Source organism: Acaryochloris marina S15, assembly GCF_018336915.1.
Classification (GTDB): domain Bacteria; phylum Cyanobacteriota; class Cyanobacteriia; order Thermosynechococcales; family Thermosynechococcaceae; genus Acaryochloris; species Acaryochloris marina_A.
In genome coordinates, this window is record NZ_CP064923.1 from 2556170 (window position 1) to 2574451 (window position 18282).

Genomic DNA, 18282 nt, shown 5'->3' on the forward strand with positions numbered 1-18282 from the left:
CTCACTATGATTTCTTCTGCAAGCGAACGCTCTCTTGTTCGGGTTTTAAGCCAGAATATGTGGATGTATCAGTGATGATATCTTTGAGTAATTCACAAATCTCGTTGGAATAATATTGTAAATACCACTGAACTATCACATAAAAAGATCCTAAATATAAAGGAATTATTTCAAGTCCTCTCCATTCGAATATGGGTAAAATAAATGCTATCAGAAAAGCCGCGATTGAGACTGGGACTAGGATATAGGTATATTGATGATTCAGCTGTATTAGCAACTGTAAGGCAATGTGATCTCCTTGGCTGATCAAACGCCCATGTGTGCGGAACAAAAACAGACTATTGAGTCTGGGGCCAATCAAAACTAACTGATTTTGAGTGAGATGTCCCCGATAATATCGAGTCGGTACCGTCCGTTGTCTGCGTTTGAGAATAATGTCTTGAGCAAATATTATTTTTAATCGCTGCTGTGCTTGCATTATGGGCACAGGAATCGTCAACGTCATACATCGATATGGAATCAATTGACCCGCGACTGGTTTCAGATTTTTAGTTTTGGCTTTGTATTCCCTGGAAGTTTTTATGTTCATACGATAAAGCAGCTTTTTCTTGTAAAGACCTACAGTTTGAGAAAGATGAATTTCTCAAGCTGATTAATACTCAAATGCATTTCAATCCTTTACCCTAGGTAGAGTTTGAGCCATTATTACTCCAGTAAAAACACAAAATTTAATCCTTGATCCAAGCCTCTAACCCGACCTCCGTCATAATTTGCGACGGCTCCAGAAATCATCAACAATAATGACAACAACCGTTGGTACACAGCCAAAGACCACTATCAAAATGATGCAAGTGAAAATAGTCAACATACCTTCACTTACATCCGTATCATAGAAAAACCGCTGACCTTCTAAATATTGAATCGATTGATCATTCGCCCCGATCTTGAAAATCGCTTCATAGTAGGGGGCGTACTCGTCTGCAATTTGATAACCAACGGCACTAATAAACGCTCGTTTTTCTCCTGATGATGTTTCGCCAATTAAGATAATTCCTGACATATTATGGTTGGTAAAGCCCTCATCAGGAGCGGCAATAATAGGGGATTGCATCATCGGAGTATATAAATCTGCAACTCCTTTAGAGTTTTTGTCAAAGGAGGACGGCAACCTGCCCGTAGACTGCAAGTAACGTGGAAGGCGTTTATATAATTCGTTGTGGTGAAACTCGTTCAGTATTCCAGACAGAGGTATATCAGGATCAACAACGAATGAACATTGTTCAGGGTCTCTACAGTCTGGTGTTCGAACTAGTATTAATCTTTCAACCTTGACAATCGTCTTCGCTGCCTCGAGTAAGTCCGGACGCCTATACCAATAGCCCCACCGTTCATTGTTATACCAAAAGGAGGCAATAAAGGACAGGACAACTACACCCATGAAGTAATACAAGGCAAGTCTTACGGGCTTGCTCAAAGAACTTAATGGCGCTTCTTTCATAAAGTTCACACTGTACTGATCTCTGCCAGAACCAATCAAAGAGGTTAGCTAAAGCCGTGATTAGGATCAGCTATCAGTAGTCATACATCGCTTGAATGTACTTGTGCAGTGATATAGATAAACTTTAAACGTGATCTCCCAACACTATCTGAGTGACATCCATCACTATCATAATAATCCACCGAAATATCATCATCACCCCAAAACTCTCGCCACTCGCTCCCGATCCAACCACACCCCGATCATTTCCTCAATCCGTTATGATTTGCTCATTAGAGACGTAAACCCCGTTTGAAGCAACCTTCTTATAGCGACTTTCAAACTATTACTAGCTTTGGGTTTAAGCATAAGCTACTGAAAGCGTAATTTTTGTACATTATTCAAGTTTTTAGTGTTACTCTATCTCTTGCAGAGGTTCGAGAGTAACGGTGAGAGATGGACTACGAATTTAGAGTGATTGTGGAGAAAGTTTCGGTTACCACTCAGGAAGTCGTTAAACGAGACACTCTAAAAATCTATGACATCAAGCAACCAGAATCTATTCTAGATCTAGGATTGCGTCACGAAGAACAAATCTCTCTGCTTTCCAAAGTCCAAAGTGCTCTGTTATCCGAACAATCTACCCTCATCGATACTGGAGTTACGCAGTGCATCAAATGTGGTGGGAAAATAGGCAAGCTTGGTTTTCAACCATCTACATTCCATGCCGTCTTCAGCGATCATAAACTCCGTATCCAAAAACATCGGTGCAAGAATCCTGAGTGTCGATGGCAAAGTATGCCATCGGTGTTGAGCGTCTTTGGCACAGATACTCATCCTGACTTAGTAAAACTGCAATGTGAGAATGGTGCCTTGCATAGCTATCGAGAAGCTCAGGATAATATGGAGCGGCTGAATGCTCAGCGCCGGAGTGTGAATAACCATGTCCAAATCAAAAACGTGACCAATCAAGTCGGTGAGCGTTTATCTCAAGCGAACACTACCCCTCCAGATCAAGAAGAGTTACCCACCCCGGCAGCAGAACTCATTGCTCAAGTCGATGGGGGTCATATTCCTACCAAAGATAAAGACAAGCGCAGTTTTGAAGCCTTATCTGGCATCGTTTATCGTCCTAGTGCCATTGAAGTAGTTGATAAACATCATCGCCAAATTACGGAAAAGACTTGTGTTGTTTCCGCCTTAGAGGATGAGTTGCAAACCATCAAGACCTATCTGCATCATGCGGCACTTAAACAAGGGATGACAGAAGAGACACAGGTCACTGCCTTGGCCGATGGTGCTAGCAACTGCTGGTCAGTCATCTCAGTTCTTGAGCCTCATTGCAAAGCATTAGAGCTGATCTTGGACTGGTTTCATATCGGCAAGAAATTCCGAAATGTCAGCAATGCACTGGGTGAAACCTTTGCAGAATCCCTCGATAGTGCGAAGGGGAGTTTATGGCATGGAAAAGTAGATGATGCTCTGCAGAAGATTGCCATGCTTCGAGACAACATTTCAGATGAGAAGAAGCAAACAAAGCTCAAAGGCTTATACGATTACTTAAAGAATAACAGTGAATATCTTGTCAATTATGACGAGCGAGATAAAGCGGGGCTAGCTTATACCAGTCAAGTTGCAGAATCTCATATTGACACCCTCATTAATGCTCGCCATAAAAAGAAGCAGAAGATGCAATGGACTCGGGTAGGTGCCCATAATGTCTTGCAAATCAGGGCGAGTATGATCAGTAATGAATGGAGTGATAATTGGCTAGATTTAGTTCTTCCTGAAGAAGAAAAAGCTGCTTGAGAATTAGGCTTTTAATGTAGGATATTTACGCTTACGACAGCAATGGCCTATAAACGTCAAGGAGCAACCCTGTCCATGAGTAAATTCCGCGAAATTATCCGTTTACATGAACTCGGTCATAATAAATCTGAGATTGCCCGTAGCTGCTTCATCGCCCGTTCTACCGTCCGAGACTATCTGCATCGTGCCCAGCATCAATCCCTCAGTTATGACCAGTTAAGCTGCCTGAGTGATAGTGATGTCCAGCATCTGCTGGGAAAGGGTCAACGTCAGTCTTCCCGTAAGAAACCTGGAATTGACTTCGAGTATGTGCATCGAGAGATACAACGCAAAGGGGTCACTCTCTGCCTGTTATGGATGGAAGGTAAAGAGCGAGGAGATTGGAACTGTAGCTATAGTGGCTTTTGTCGTCGATACCGTAAGTGGAAAAAACAGCACTCGCTGTCCATGCGTCAGACCCACAAGGCTGCAGAAAAAATCTATGTAGATTACTGCGGGATGACCGTGCCTGTGGTCCATCCCCACACGGGTGAAGTCATAACAGCCCAAATCTTTGTCGCTTGTTTTGGGGCAAGTAACTACACCTATGCTGAGGCGACCGAAAGCCAAACATCAAAGAACTGGCTCGGATCTCATCAACGGTCCTTGGCCTTCTTTGGTGGAGTGCCGGTCGCGTTCGTCCCAGACAACCTCAAGTCAGGCGTCACAGATCCATGTCGTTATGAGCCCGGTATCAATCAGAGCTATCAAGATTTTGCCGAACACTACAACGTGATCATCTTGCCCGCTCGCCCCAAATGCCCTCGGGACAAACCCAAAGTGGAGAATGCGGTGCAGCAAGTGGAACGCCATATCTTGGCACCTTTGAGAGATCAGACCTTTACCAGTTTCAAACCTGACTGCCTGACACATCTCTGAAAGCCTTTTCTTCGTAAGGGTTTGCACTGTAAGAATAGCAACGCTGCCCCTAAGGCAAGAGAGTTGGTAATACGTTTAGGTTGCGTTTGACGTGTGAACAATGCCAAAAGCTAGCCTTATACACCCTGCTATTCAGCATCCAAAAGCTACGTATCTAAAGGCTTTGAGGTACTTATGTCAGGCAGTCAGGTTTCAAACACCTCAATGAGGCTATCGCAGTGGGGCTGGAGAAACTCAATCATCGGACCATGAAATCCTATGGTCTCTCGCGTCGAGAATTATTTGAGCAAGTGGACCAACCAGAACTCAGGCCCTTGCCCAGTCAAGTGTTTGAGTTTGGAGAATTTAAGAACGCAAAAGTGAGTTTTGATTATCACATTGAGGTGAACCGCCACTATTACAGTGTCCCTTATGAATATGTGGGGAAATCAGTATCCGTCAAGATTACGGAATCTTTGGTGCAGATTTTCCATGACCATCAGCGCATTGCGATACATGAACGTTCTAGCTTGCCGTTTCAGCATTCCACTGAAGAGGGGCATATGCCACCAGCGCATTTGGCTTACAAAACCCAATCGAGAGAGACCTTCCTGGCTTGGGCCCAGAATGTTGGACCGGCGACAAAGCAGCAAGTGATAGATATCTTTGAGAAGAAAGCCCATGATGAACAGGCGTTTCGTGCTTTGAAAGGGGTGCAACATCTAAGAACAACCCATGGTGCTCAGCGATTGGAGGCGGCCTGTAAGCGAGCGAATGCCATGGGGATGGTGGGTCAACGCTATCTCAAGTCCATGCTCCAACACAAACTGGAATCTGACCCCTTACCGGATGAGGAGCATAAGGTGGTGCTTCTTCACCATGCCAATGTCCGTGGGTCCAAATACTATCAAGCAACTTAGGGGGAGACAACGATGCAAGCAATGATTGACCAGCTGCAACACATGAAGCTTACGGAACTCTTGGAGGCTTGGCGAGAACAGCAGGCCTTGCCCACCTATCATGATCTATCGTTCGATGAACGACTCGCTTTGATGGTAGAGCGTGAATACATCCGACGACAAAACCAACGGATGCAGCGCCGACTCCGGCAAGCTCGACTGCCGGTGCACGCCACCCTTGATGCAGTGGATTTTGATGTGCCCAGAGGGCTCAAAAAGATCCAGTTTCTCGAATTTGCTCAAGGCCATTGGCTCCAAGAAAATCTGTCATTGATTTTGCTTGGTCCCACGGGCGTGGGAAAGTCTTTCTTGTCAGCTGTACTGGCCCATCATTTGTGCAAACAAGGCCATAGCGTGCGCTATATCAAAACCGCTGATCTGGTTCTGGAGTTGAAGTTAGCCAAAGGAGATGGGTCTTATCCCAAACTCCGAAAACAATTAGCGGCTTACGATCTACTCGTGCTCGATGAATGGCTTAGAGATCCACTGTCTGTCTTTGAGGCTAGAGAAATACTCGATATCTTAGATGAGCGTTTCCGTAAAGCTTCCTGTTTATTTGCCACGCAAATGCCCCTCGAACAATGGCACTCACAAATTCAAGATCCCACCCTGGCTGATGCCATTCTTGACCGGATTATTCATGATGCGATGAAGGTCCCGCTTCGAGGAGAATCCATGAGGAAATTGACCAGTAAACTGACCCTGAAGCCAGAAGGGGACATCAGTAATGACCGTTCAGATGAGGATAAAACAACGAGTGAAACAACCGCTACATCTAAGCCCAAAACACAAAAGGAGAAAAGGAATGAAAAAAAGGAAGGACAGATGGATGAATAGACCCGATGAGCTCACGATATTCCTTTCGTGATATGTATGGATTCAGATCTAATTTTTTGCCTATGAATTGCAACCCGTAATTCCGTATATACCTGTCGAAAATGGTTGGCCAATATTTTTTTGGTTGGGGGTGGCGAAGTTAGTGCCACTTAATCGGCGAGGTCGTGATTATGCAGCAGATAGCTGAAGCGTTTCGCCAGGATTTTCTTTTGCCAGTCGCAGGATTTCCAATTGCACCTGAGATAGAGAAGGGATATAGACCATGCATTATCTTCGTTTTGTTGAACGCTAACGCATGACAGATTGGAATGGTCGTCATCTCAAAACGAGGTTGGTGCTATGTATCCAGTCCTTATTTAAGTTCTTTGCACTACTGAAGTATTGAGTCTTCACTGGATTGAATTGCCCGAACTCCTATTTCTTGAATCCACACATAACTGAAATCTTCAAATTCTTTTCCAGGTCTGGCTATACCCCCTGAACCCTTGTGCCTAGAAATGAATTTATCTCGCCATAATTCCCAGGCAATGATAGAGGGATATTCTAAATCTGCGTTGAATTCAGCCCAAGATTTTTTTTGAAACCGCGAAAAATCACAACGCATTTGCCTAGATTTCACCTCGATCAAATCCAAATCAATCAGATTCTGAATAAGGGACGTATATCCCGTCGGGAATTCTCCATTATTGAGGATCGGCATTTCACAATAAAGTTGAATCGTTTTTCCAAGATGCTTCTTGGTAAGCCTCAAAATTGCTAATTGCTTTAAGGAAAGAGATGGGATGCAAATCATTCGATTAACCTATGCTAAAAAAATATTAGCATCACCCTAACCCCTTAGCTTTCTCCCAAATGATATTACTCACCCCGCACCCTTATTTCAAAAATTGACGTCGGAAGAATTCAGAAACTGCTAAAGATACACTAGGTCCACTCACATCTAGTAGCATCGAGTGACCAGACTCATCAAACCAAGCTGTTTCGATCTCAATTGGAATGTGTTTTTGCATCATTCCCAGGACGGTAGGTGGCACCATTAAATCATTGTGGGAGTGGACTCCTAATACAGGACATTGAATTTTAGATAACCGACGACGTGCATAGCCACTTATTTGCCAGAGTGTTTTCAGTGATCTGGAGTGATAAAACTCATATACAGGTAAATAAAATGGTTCTTGAGGTGGAGCTTCTATGGAAAAGCTTGCCCAACTTAAAAGTGGAATTAAGACCTCGGCTTTCCAAGATAATCGCAGAGCTGGTGCTGCTACAACACAGGCATCTAGCAATCCTTCAGCAGCCATAGACAGTGTGATTGCCCCGCCCATCGAAAATCCAAACATACCGATATGAGAATAACGTTCCCTTGCCCGAGCAATTTCTTGTCGAGCTGCGGAGAGCATCCCATTTAGTGTGATGCTTGAGAATTCTTCCTCTTGTTTACGGCGATCTCGATAACCGTGCCCTGGCATCAAGGGGGCTACTACCGAAAATCCCATATTAGAGAGTGAATGAATTGCTGGAGAAACATCATAAGGGTTTCCTGTAAAGCCATGCATACAAATGACTACTGTATCGACATTAGGCTCGGCCTTAAAGTACTGAGGTTTTGCATCAGACATTAACTGCATTTGAATGTCACATGGGAGTGGGTCAAATCCTGAGAAATATGATGGCTGGCGCATAATCTCAACATCGTATTGTATTCATGATCCCTGTTAAGCACGGATTTCGATTTCATATCCAGTGAACTTCCGAATATTGATGACACCCGTATCGAATATTAAATACTGTCCTTTAATACCGATCAAAGTTCCACTCACCAGTGGTGCTTTTTCAAAATTAAACGAAGATATTTTCTGTGGAAATATGTTTACTGGGTAGTTTATCTCCGTGACAGCGGCATTCAACTTTTGTATTGCATTATCGCCGTATTCATTCAAGAGTTCAAAGATGGTGTCTTTAATCTGTAGCCCAACCTCATGAGCTTTTTCTTGCAGTGGAATCGGGTCATTGTTACCCTTCAACATGCCTCGCCAGTTTGTTTTATCTGCCATGAGCTGAGCTAATTTAACTTCAACTAAGCCAGAAATATACCGAGATTTCACGAGATAAATAGGTAATGCTTCTGTTGCACCTTGATCAATCCAGCGAGCTGGAATCTGCGAGTGTCGCGTGATACCCACCTTCAACGCTGATGTGTTGGCGAGGTAGACGACATGATCAACCATACAATTGCGTTGACCCCATTCCGGTTCTCTACAAGTGCCTTTATGGAAGTGACATTGCTCGGGTTTTAAGATGCACATATCACAAGCGGCAAGGCTTTTCATACATGGATAACAGTGACCTTGCGAAAAACTTTTATTCGTTTTCCGTCCACAATTTTGGCAATAGATCTGACCTAAAAACTCTAATTCTAGATGCTGATTGAGAAGTGGATTTAATAGTAGTAACTGATCACCTACTGGCAAAGTATATTCAACAACCTCATTGAGTTTCGTTTTCATTTTGCGCAAGGTACCTTGCATATTCATTGACCTTCGTATGTATACCCAATCCTGGAACTGCTGTTCTGCCTGCAATATTTCTCTTCTATTGGCTCAATGTCCAGTTCAGACCTCTATCTCCTTCTTACTACTTTTTTCAAACTTTCAGAAACTATTTTTGGCTGCGAGGAAGCAATAGCAGCTTGGAAATAGCAGACTTGCCAACACTGAGATCGCTTCAGTGGGTACCTCACTAAAGGCTTTCTTGTCTGTGCTATCCATCTGAGTGGTCTCGTTCAGGATCCTTACCCTGACTTTGCAGCAATGGTTGAGAATTGGGAACTACTGGGGGCACTCTATGAAGATGATGAGTTGATCAAGGATTGGCCTGGACACATCACTAAATATAGAAGCTGATATTAAGTGGTTCGCCACCTTTTGATAAGACGTTGCGGTTGACCAAATCTGAAAGCGTTTTAGTTTCATGAATAATCTCCCAGCCAACAGGAGAGAAAGTGTGCTTATTGTATATATTTTCGGCCAGCAGTGGACTGGTGAGTACGTGGGTTAGAGCATCAATTGCAATGACACGGGTCGCCAGTGGCCCCAATAGTGAATTACTTGGCGTATCTTCTGCGAATAGCCCCACGTATAGCTCTACTTTATCGACATCTCCGTACAGCTGTTGTAATAATTCCTGTGTTCGGGGGTTCCCTGTAATTTGATCAAATTGTGTCACTCTGGGAAACTTATATGCATATCGATAGTCGTTGTAGCTCGCCAGTTGCACTTTACGGCTAAGCTCAATGGTTGGGACTTCAGCTGGTCCAATTAAAAATTCAGGCGTATTAAACAGGCCTATTTTGCTAGCGGGTTGGGCCGATGTTTCCTGTAAGAGCGTTCCGATGTCACTATCTAGAATCAGCTGATTATTCCAGAGTGTTTCTTTAGTATTTTTAGCTGTGCCATTGTACTGTATGGTCTCTGGCAAGGAGCTGTGCCAACGATACACAAAGTTAAACTCAATCGACATCCAGTTTTGACGGTACCATTTCTCATTGGGAAATGATTGTGGATCAAGAATCACGTTGAAATGGTAAGGCGTAATGTGGTTTACATAATCTTCGATGACGATTTTCATAATCGTCACGATTAAGATATTTCTCGCTGTTTGAAACAGTCGCTCATCATCCCAATCCGAGCTAGACTTGGCCCTAGCTAGCATGTCACAGATTCTGTTGTGCTCCCGTAAACAAATAACGTTGAGCATCACGTAGCCAATTTGCACGTTGGCCCTTTCTACACCCATGGCAAACATCTTTTCCTTTTTCTCAGGAAACTGCCTGCGCTCGTCATTTAGTGGTTCATACAGACCCTTAAATTCTTCTTTAAAGATGTTATTTCTCGCATCTTCATAGACAAAGAGAGGATATTCTTCGTCGTTTATCCACTGGCTTTTGAGCTTACCGCCTTCAAACTTCCTCAATAAATGAGTTGTTTTTCGATTCAGTCCATAAACGGGTGCTAGGTCAATTAGGTGGTTAGAAGTATTTTTTAACCGATTCCTCCGATCTGTTCGTAAAAAGCCATCGGTAAACCACTGTGCCCAGTAGGGAAATAGTAGCGTTGACTTCTCTGAGTAAATCGTTTCGCCATCTTGTTTGCGAAAAAGATCAGATAGGTCTTCTGGGGTGGGTAAGGCTGGATCTTGATTGAGCTCGGGTTTAGGTGGGAGGTGGCGACTGCTATAAGTGCGATCGCTTAACGAATCCCAAGACGTATAAGTGTCTATCTTTTTAGGTCTTTCTGGGATGTCTGGAATCAGTTCTTTTGTGCATGGATCATATTTAAATGTATCTGGAACATATTCTTCCAGAGTCATTAGACTAAACGGATAGGGCCGGGTCGCAACTTTATACACGGTGAGATTGGTTAAAAAGCGATTGGCCCAACGTGTAAGCACTGGACAGCGCTGAATCAATCGCCATATTAATGAAAAATTGGTTAGCAAGAACAGTTCTAACCGATTCATAAATCCATCATTGGAGGTATTTCTCAACACGGTTCTCCTATTCTTACTAACAAAATTTAGGCAATCTCTTTGGTAATTACTTTCATCTCTATCTATCTAACAACTTATGGGACAGTCACCGTTTAGCATATGAATTGATATGTAAATTTAATTCAGGGCTATTTGCGGACGATGTGTCTGTCTATTTTGCACTGTCCAATACCTTAGCTGTTTAGGTGACAATTTTATTTCAGAAAGAACTCTTGAAAGACTTAATTAAAAGGTGTTCCAGAGATTTTGGTTTAGCAAAAAGTGTTGTTCTATTTTAGGCCGTTTCCATTATTCTTAGCCGATTAGATTTACGAACCCCTCGAAATTGCCCGCCACTAAATCTGATTCAATTATCTGTGAATAGAATATTTTGAGCTTTTTCTGCCCCCAATACTCGAAGAATTAAAATCAGTATTTCCCCATCAGATTTGTGAGGAATCTTTATTTATAGCAATATACTCCCTATGGAAAAGGAAGCTTCGTTCTTAAGCTATGTCACTTCCCGTTGAATCAGCTTCTTCTATCTCATAAGTTGTAACCGAATCGGCTGATGCTTCTTCCCCACTAAGATCAAGCTTTTGACGCACCTGTTGTTCTACATCTTGAGCAAACTCTGGATTATCTAGGAAATATTGAATGGTATTCTCCCGCCCCTGGCCTATATTGCTACCGTCATAGCTATACCAAGCTCCTTTACGGACAATGATATCCTTCTCTTCCGCCATATCCACAAGGCAACCCATTGTTGAAATCCCTTGACCAAATAGGATGTCAAACTCTGCAATCCGAAAGGGAGGAGCAACCTTGTTCTTTGCTACCTTGACCTTTGCTCGGATGCCATACATGTCAGTCCCTTTTTTCAAAGTTTGAATCCGACGAATATCCAAGCGAACAGATGCATAGAACTTGAGGGCGTTACCTCCCGTGGTCACCTCAGGGTTACCATAGGTGACCCCAATCTTCTGACGAAGTTGGTTGAGGAAGATGACGGTGCTGCCTGACTTGGCAATGTTGCTTGTAATCTTACGCAGGGCTTGACTCATCAACCGAGCCTGTAAGCCCATATGGGAATCACCCATATCTCCCTCGATTTCAGCTCTAGGAGTGAGAGCAGCAACAGAGTCAATCACCACCAGATCAACCGCACTAGAACGAACTAGCTGATCCACAATTTCTAAAGCCATCTCCCCAGAATCAGGCTGACTCACAAGCAGCTCTGATACATCGACACCCAAGGCTGCTGCATAAACTGGATCAAGAGCATGTTCTGCATCGACAAAAGCCGCGACACCTCCAGTCTTTTGGATCTGAGAGATCGCATGGAGGGCTACCGTTGTTTTTCCCGAACTTTCAGGTCCATATATTTCAATGACACGTCCTCTAGGAAGCCCACCCCCTAAAGCGAGGTCCAGGGTTAATGCCCCACTCGAGATGGTCTCGACCTGCATACGAGTGGCATCTCCCAGTCGCATGATCGCCCCTTTGCCAAACGTCTTTTCAACGTTTTTCATCACCAAGTCGAGGGCTTTTTGCTTCTCAGTCATGTCATTTTTAGCGCTCATTCGGGGATCTCCAAAGGGGGCAATTTTGGGGTGCTAGACCAATATAGTAATTCTGTACTAAGATAGTGTCAATAAGATACCTTTGTTCATGTTTTACCTCCAAACGGTGAGGTTGCAATGGCAACAGATATGCTTTCTGAATTAGTAGGATTCCCTGGTGGCTGGCTCGTCGGAGTCTCTCTCGATTTAGAGTGGGGCTATCAATGTTGGGTCATCACTCCAGAAAGACAGGTTCACACTGATGGGGAATTCTACGAGAATAACTTAGTGGCGTTATCAGCAGGCCGGTTTTTAGTTGAACATTCCTTGGAAGTGGAATAGGGCTATTTGATCAGCAAGATGCAACCAAGGATTTGTCTTGGACTAAGGTTGTCTGGAGTTCCTCCACAATCTGTCTCGCAGCTCTATGCTTTGCCGTCTTTTTACTAGAGGCTATACCGCTGCCAACCATTTCATTCTCTTCAACCTTGAGACGACATTCACAAAGAAAACCTTGTTCATGCTCTGAAATCTCAAATCCTGGCTGTGGCCACTGAAAGCCCTGGCACAACTCCATGAGCAGACTCAAACAATTATGCCCTTCCTGGTACTGTTTAAGTTTAGTGAGGACAGCTGGAGGCTTAGGTGTCGTCGGTTGGGGGATAGGAGGAGCTTCTCTCTGCTCTGGATGGACTAAGGTACCGTTCTTATAGGCCTTGAGCCAAGCTAAACAAGCCTGATGTCTTGCCCCCATTTTGTTCATGGAGATACCCGGTTGAGTTGTCGTCAACATCTGTTGGTCAACCAGAATCTCTAACCAGATCATAAAGGAGGATTCTTGATTGCCTTCCACATAAGCAGAACTTTCCCAGACTTCCATTTGATTGAGAGCAATACTGACAATGCTCGCAGCATCATGGAGATGTTCTGCTAAGTAACCCAAGACCTGTTCTTGTAACTGCAGGTCATCACCCAACAAAAGCAAGACAAACAAATCCTCAACGGTTACGTTCCCAGATAGTAAGCGAGTGGTGGCTTCAGCTTTAAGCTTTTCTCCCTGACCATCTTCTAGAGCGAATCGGAGCAGGAGAGAAAACTCTCGTGTTGGCAGCTGTTCAATGACCTCGGGTGATTGCAGTTGAGATTCATAGAGTTGTCGCTGCTGGGCTTTGTAATAGTTTTTTTGAGCTTCTTCTTGGACTTGCAGGGTGGCTTCAATGTGTAGGGACAGCTCGCATATGTCTTCTGGGGAATAGGACAAGGTCTGCTCTTGGAGGTGAGCTTTGACCATGCGGTGGTTGATCAAGTCTGGGTAACGACGAATGGGAGACGTAAAGTGGCAATAGGCAGACAGGTTTAAGGCAAAGTGACCGTTGGGCTCAGGTCCATATACTGCAGGATTGAGCCAACCCATCAGAACGCGGCGAATATCTTCTTCAGATTGGGCATTAACGAGGGCCTCAAACTGATGGGTTTGTTCAGGGCCAATGGCGCGATGGGTATGATTCCGGTAAATGGCGGGGATGTTGTGCTGGACTAGCCATTGGGCAATGGCTGTATTGGCCAGAATCATAAACTCTTGAATAATCAGATAGCTCTGATAGCGGGTGAAGTCTGTAGACAAAAGAGTACCGTTTTCATCTAGGTAGTACCCTTCCGGTAGGGTGAGTCCATCAAAGTTCTTGGATTGCATTCGTCTTTGATAGAGCTGCTCAGCCCATTGCCAACATCGATACAAAAAGATGGAGTCAGGAAGACTGATATCTAAGAGGGCTTCATCTGCTTGTTCATAGGTGAAGCGTTTATGGCTGATCAGCTGGGATTCATACACTTCAATGTGCTGAATTTCAGCGGATTGATTCAGAGTGATCTCTAGGGTGATTGTGGGTCTAAGCTGCTGTTCTAGGAGACTGAGTTTATCTTCGGATAAACACCTGGGCAGCATCGGTTTATTGTTATGCCGAAAATATAAGGTTTGAATCCGGGTCCTGGCTTCTTGGTCGATGAGGGTGCCAGGTTGGACGAGTTCCGAGACGTCAGCGATATGAACGGAAAGGGTCGTGAGGTTATCTTTCTCTTCAATCCAGATGGCATCATCCAGGTCTCGGGAATGGGCTCCATCAATGGTGATCCCTGGAACTTGTGGGCGTTGATTAATGGAGGTGGGTAGGGTAATGGTCTCTGCTTCTTCAAGAACGGGCTTAGAGAAGGGTTGTCGAGGCATCTTGGCTGAAGGGTTGGATTGCTCAATACACTTTAGCGGCTTGTATATGAATCTGTGTGCCACACTCTATTCTATTGAAAATTATTGCCTTGGCCTCTTGGGAACTGGCCTAAAGGTAATGAAGCTGCAACGAAGTGCCATGCGACCTCTATAACTTTGTCGAATCCCCCTTTTCCTCAGCCATTAAGCCCATGATCTCAGTTCATCAACCCAATAGTTTAGGAGTGCTGTCATATGAGATCGACGAGCTTCAAAGGTCGCTGCCACCCAAATAAACAGCAGCCCCACAACAATCCCGATGGCCCACAGCAAGAAAGACTGATCGGCAACGAATAGCCAGAACTGACGCACCACCTTAAGGACGAAAAATAAGCTACCCACATAGGCAAAAGCTCGTACCCGAAGGATTAGACCAGCCAAAATCAACAGTAAGCAGAAGCCCGCAGCTGCAAATCCCCACAGCAATTGAGCATCGGATTCAGATAGCGCACTTAAGCACATCAAGCCCGTGGCCAGCATCCGCAGTGAATGGCGCTGGTTGCGGGCAGTGTCTGCATTAAAGATAGGATCGAGCTGGGCTAGATATAGGAGAGAACCTCCGACAAGACAGGCGATCGGAAATGGTCCTTGGAGCTGGTAAAGTCCAATAAGCCGCCAGATGGCCCAGTCTGCCAAGCATAAGCTGATATAGCTGAATCGGGGTTGCCGTTCCTGCATCGCTATCCAGGCATAAAATGCTCCTACAGTCAGCAGAGTGGGAATCAGAACTGCATTTGCAGTGGTTAAAGTTGCCCCCAGAGGTAAGACTAGGGCCGTCCGTCGCCAGGGTCGTTTAGACCAGCCCCACATAGACCAAGGCAGTTGATAAAAGCCAGCGGCTAAGAGGCAGGCCATTGCTGCCCCCCAGTGCTGCAATAACAGCAGGGGAACCGTAAGATAAAGCCCATAGCCTAGTGCCACACTCGCCTCTAGAATACCCGCGTAGATCCAGTCCTCGCGCTTACGTCCGTGGATAAAGGCATAGCTGCTTAAGCCAGTAGTCATCCCAATCCACAACGCCTCCATGCCAGAACTTAATCCAGCGACCAACGCCAAGGAAGCCAAACCGCTGGCTACGATCCAGTGGAGATTGGCAATCATCTGTAATTCTTTTACTGAAAGCTTCACAAAGCGGGCCAGCCAAGGTGCCAAGATATATTCACTACAAGCAATGACTGTGGCCAGGGCCGCAAACATAAGATAGCCATCTGCTACCCGTCCCCCGATCGCCTGCAGCAGTTGGTAAATCAAAAGCTCACAGGCTCCCCAGCTTAGACCAGCAATGGCTAAGAAGGTTGCGCCTTTGAAGTTAGCCTGCCGCCGGCTGATGCCAATGGCGATTAAGCAGAATACTAGGGTAAAGAAACCAGTGGCGGCGGTAAAGCTGCTGTGGCCAAATATCCAACCTAAGCTGCCATAGAAGAGCGGAATGAGCTGTTCGCTGACCTGGTATGGTCGCTCAGTCTGTTTCATCCGCAACGCACCTAGACCGAGACTTAGGATTCCTAGGGCTAGGTTAGCCATCCCTAATTCTACGATCGAACTGTTTCCCAAGAGCAGTAGGCTGGCCGTCAAAATCTCTAGGCCCCCAGCAATCTGAAACTGGCTGATCTGCGATGGATTTCGCCAACTATGATAGGTGATGGCAATTGTCGCTAGCCCCGTTGCTCCTACTAGATATTGAGGGCTAGGGCCAATTGCCTCCCAGCCGCTGTAAAGCAAGCCTAAGCAGAGGCTCATCCCCAACAGATTGAGAGTATTGAGTCCCCAGGCCCATCCACTTAGAGCTTTGGTATACCAACGTCCCAGCCTGCATCGCTGCAACTCGCTGTGCAGAAACCAAAGCAGCAGAGCCGTCAGGGCGATCCAGTTTAAGAATAGCCCTAGAGGAACTTGTCCCTGCCAAAGTTCCCAGAGAGCAGCGTAGATAAAGCTGAGGCCAAAGCCAACGGTCAAACCTCCCGCAAGCGGATGCTTAAGCGTTCGGGTATTGAAGAACATGAGCACGGTGCTGCCCAACAACCCTAAAAGACGAGGAGTAGTCCAGGTGAAAATGAGGGTCTGAGCAATCACCAACGTGGCCATGCCTAGACCTGCTGCCAATGTTCTCTGCTGAAAACCGGTCCGGCTTCCCAAAACGGTCAGCATTAAGGGTGTCATTAGCCATAACACCTGCCAAATCTGAGTTTGACTGCTCCAGAGAACATAGCTGACTGCAGCCAAGCTTAAACCTAGATCCCAAGCACTTTTCTGCCATCTCACTGTCCCGAACCAACCGCTCATAAGCCACTCAGTAATCATGGCTCCTAGGCAGATACTGGCCCAGACTGTGAGGTCGAGGCGAGGAAAACAAAAAGCAATGCTCGCGAAGAGAGCTGAAAGACCTGCTACTTGAGTCAAGTAGAGTAAAAACGGACAAGCTTGGGGCCGTCGAGGAACGATCCAGCCGAGCGTAAGAGCTGACACAATCAGGTTGAGTGATCGAGTTAAGGGATTAATGAAGCTGAGGAGCGTCAAAACTAATCCCAACCCCAGTGCTAAGCTTTCTGCAACCTCAGTCAATTGACCTGATGACAGCTGCCGCAATTTGGCCCCTAACCAGAAGGTCAAAAGACAGTAGGGAAATAACCCGATTCCCCAAAGAACGGTAGGCATGCCCACATCGGTAGATGCCCACTCAATCGCTGTTGTGACCACCTGCTGCCTTAGACCTACCGATACAAGATGAGTTAGGGGCCAAAATGTTTGGAGGCCGATGAAAAAGAGACAGATCAAATCCACGCTCTGTAACCGATACCAGAGGCGTTCCCCAAAAATCCACAGGGCGAGACCACTAATCGCTAAAGTCTGCCCAGGTACTGATAGTGATGCCAAACGACCTATGATCAGCAGTCCTACCCCTACCCAGAACCAGGGCTGGAGAGAGCGGCGAAATAACCAGCACAACAACCAGCCACATAGAGCAATTGCTAAGCTCAATTGTGAAAATGGGATCTGAGCTACCGCAATAGCCCTGAACAACAGCAGCAGTAGACCACCCATCAGAGCAATTCGGCTTAGCTGTAGCCATCCCAGGTGTGGTTGTAATGAGTCTTCGGTTTCCTCAGAAGTGAGATCGCTTCCCTGAGTGTAGTCTTCATAGGCAAGGGCTATACAGGTTGTGAGTACACCACTATAGGTGGCAAACCAGGGCCAGCCTGGCTGCCCCCATCCCCAGTGCAGCCAGCTCAATCCCACGATGTTGATGCTGGCAATTCGGGTTATGGAGGATGAAAGAGATCCTCGGCTCAAGCGCAACATTACCGTCAAAATCCCTGTGAGGGTGAGGGCGGAGAGTACCGCCACCGACCAGCCCCCTCCGCTACGGAAGAGGTTAAGCTGATCCATCATCCAAAAGTTAACTGGGATGATCAGCAGTGTGGTCATCTGCAGCATCCGAGCTGTGAGCTGTAGCTGAGGGCGGCGCTCTAGTCCATAGGCCACAGCAGCGAAAACCAGGGTATAGGCTAGCAGCAAACTATACTGTCCTGCAGATGAAAAATACTGCCATTGGGTTGCGGCCAGCACCCCAGAGGATACCACCACCATAAAAACGCCCAACAGCAGCAACCACAAGACGCTCAGCTCTGCCATCAGGGATTGCAGAATTTGTGTCAGCCAGTCTGTCTTTTGCTGCTGAGGAGGGGAAGATATTTGTAGAGCTGGTACCTGAGGTGAGTCGTTAGATGAGGGAACGGTAGCCTCCAACCTGTTAACTTGATGAGTAACAGTTGTCTCTATGCTCTGTGAAGATACTAAGAGTTTGCAGGTCAGGTTTTGCTGGCAAAATTCTCGGACTTTGACATCAGAGATCAGTCCTCGCTGCAACCACACATCCAGCCCCTCCAATAGCGCAGGATGGTTTAACTGAATCTTCAGAGAAAGCTGAGCGGAACGGCTAGAGTCCATCGG

General features: G+C 45.7%; 12 protein-coding genes and 1 pseudogene. 5 read left to right on the forward strand and 8 right to left on the reverse strand.

Features of this window, described 5'->3' with window-relative positions; genetic code table 11:
- Window positions 1-4: 4 nt before the first annotated feature.
- Both I1H34_RS12230 and I1H34_RS12235 read right to left on the reverse strand, forming a co-directional pair.
- The gene (locus tag I1H34_RS12230) at window positions 5-478 is read right to left on the reverse strand and encodes a hypothetical protein (RefSeq protein ID WP_212665866.1); all 474 of its coding nucleotides are present in this window, start codon (window positions 476-478) and stop codon (window positions 5-7) included.
- Between the two features lie 285 nt (window positions 479-763).
- Window positions 764-1498: a hypothetical protein gene (locus tag I1H34_RS12235; protein ID WP_212665867.1), complete on the reverse strand. Its 735-nt coding sequence runs from the start codon at window positions 1496-1498 to the stop codon at window positions 764-766.
- Window positions 1499-1933: 435 nt separating this feature from the next.
- On the opposite strand from I1H34_RS12235, the gene I1H34_RS12240 reads away from it, so the two are divergent.
- The 4 genes and pseudogenes from I1H34_RS12240 to istB all read left to right on the forward strand — a co-directional run bounded on the left by I1H34_RS12240 (window position 1934) and on the right by istB (window position 5979).
- Window positions 1934-3286, forward strand: coding sequence for an ISKra4 family transposase (locus tag I1H34_RS12240; RefSeq protein ID WP_212665839.1), 1353 nt, complete (start codon window positions 1934-1936; stop codon window positions 3284-3286).
- A gap of 42 nt (window positions 3287-3328) precedes the next feature.
- Window positions 3329-4174: pseudogene (istA, locus tag I1H34_RS12245) on the forward strand (IS21 family transposase); the annotation flags it as partial.
- A gap of 248 nt (window positions 4175-4422) precedes the next feature.
- Window positions 4423-5103, forward strand: a complete 681-nt coding sequence (locus tag I1H34_RS12250) for a Mu transposase domain-containing protein (RefSeq protein WP_249369206.1) — start codon at window positions 4423-4425, stop codon at window positions 5101-5103.
- Window positions 5104-5115: 12 nt separating this feature from the next.
- Complete coding sequence (gene istB, locus I1H34_RS12255) at window positions 5116-5979, forward strand: IS21-like element helper ATPase IstB (protein ID WP_212661652.1); 864 nt, start codon at window positions 5116-5118, stop codon at window positions 5977-5979.
- Between the two features lie 875 nt (window positions 5980-6854).
- Here the strand turns inward: istB and I1H34_RS12260 are convergent.
- The 4 genes from I1H34_RS12260 to recA all read right to left on the reverse strand — a co-directional run bounded on the left by I1H34_RS12260 (window position 6855) and on the right by recA (window position 12089).
- Window positions 6855-7661, reverse strand: a complete 807-nt coding sequence (locus tag I1H34_RS12260) for an alpha/beta hydrolase (protein ID WP_212665868.1) — start codon at window positions 7659-7661, stop codon at window positions 6855-6857.
- A gap of 33 nt (window positions 7662-7694) precedes the next feature.
- The gene (locus I1H34_RS12265; protein ID WP_212665869.1) at window positions 7695-8507 is read right to left on the reverse strand and encodes a DUF2797 domain-containing protein; all 813 of its coding nucleotides are present in this window, start codon (window positions 8505-8507) and stop codon (window positions 7695-7697) included.
- 358 nt (window positions 8508-8865) lie between these two features.
- On the reverse strand, window positions 8866-10347 hold the full coding sequence (locus I1H34_RS12270) for a peroxidase family protein (RefSeq protein ID WP_249370059.1): 1482 nt from the start codon (window positions 10345-10347) through the stop codon (window positions 8866-8868).
- A gap of 665 nt (window positions 10348-11012) precedes the next feature.
- A complete protein-coding gene (gene recA, locus I1H34_RS12275) occupies window positions 11013-12089 on the reverse strand; it encodes a recombinase RecA (RefSeq protein WP_212665870.1) in 1077 nt (358 codons plus the stop codon).
- A 117-nt stretch (window positions 12090-12206) separates the two neighbouring features.
- On the opposite strand from recA, the gene I1H34_RS12280 reads away from it, so the two are divergent.
- Complete coding sequence (locus I1H34_RS12280) at window positions 12207-12410, forward strand: hypothetical protein (protein WP_212665871.1); 204 nt, start codon at window positions 12207-12209, stop codon at window positions 12408-12410.
- Between the two features lie 10 nt (window positions 12411-12420).
- Here I1H34_RS12280 and I1H34_RS12285 read toward each other — a convergent pair whose 3' ends face one another.
- Window positions 12421-14292 (reverse strand): RNB domain-containing ribonuclease, encoded by a 1872-nt coding sequence (locus tag I1H34_RS12285; RefSeq protein ID WP_212665872.1) that lies wholly within the window; start codon window positions 14290-14292, stop codon window positions 12421-12423.
- A 183-nt stretch (window positions 14293-14475) separates the two neighbouring features.
- Window positions 14476-18279: a hypothetical protein gene (locus tag I1H34_RS12290; protein ID WP_212665873.1), complete on the reverse strand. Its 3804-nt coding sequence runs from the start codon at window positions 18277-18279 to the stop codon at window positions 14476-14478.
- Window positions 18280-18282: the final 3 nt, after the last annotated feature.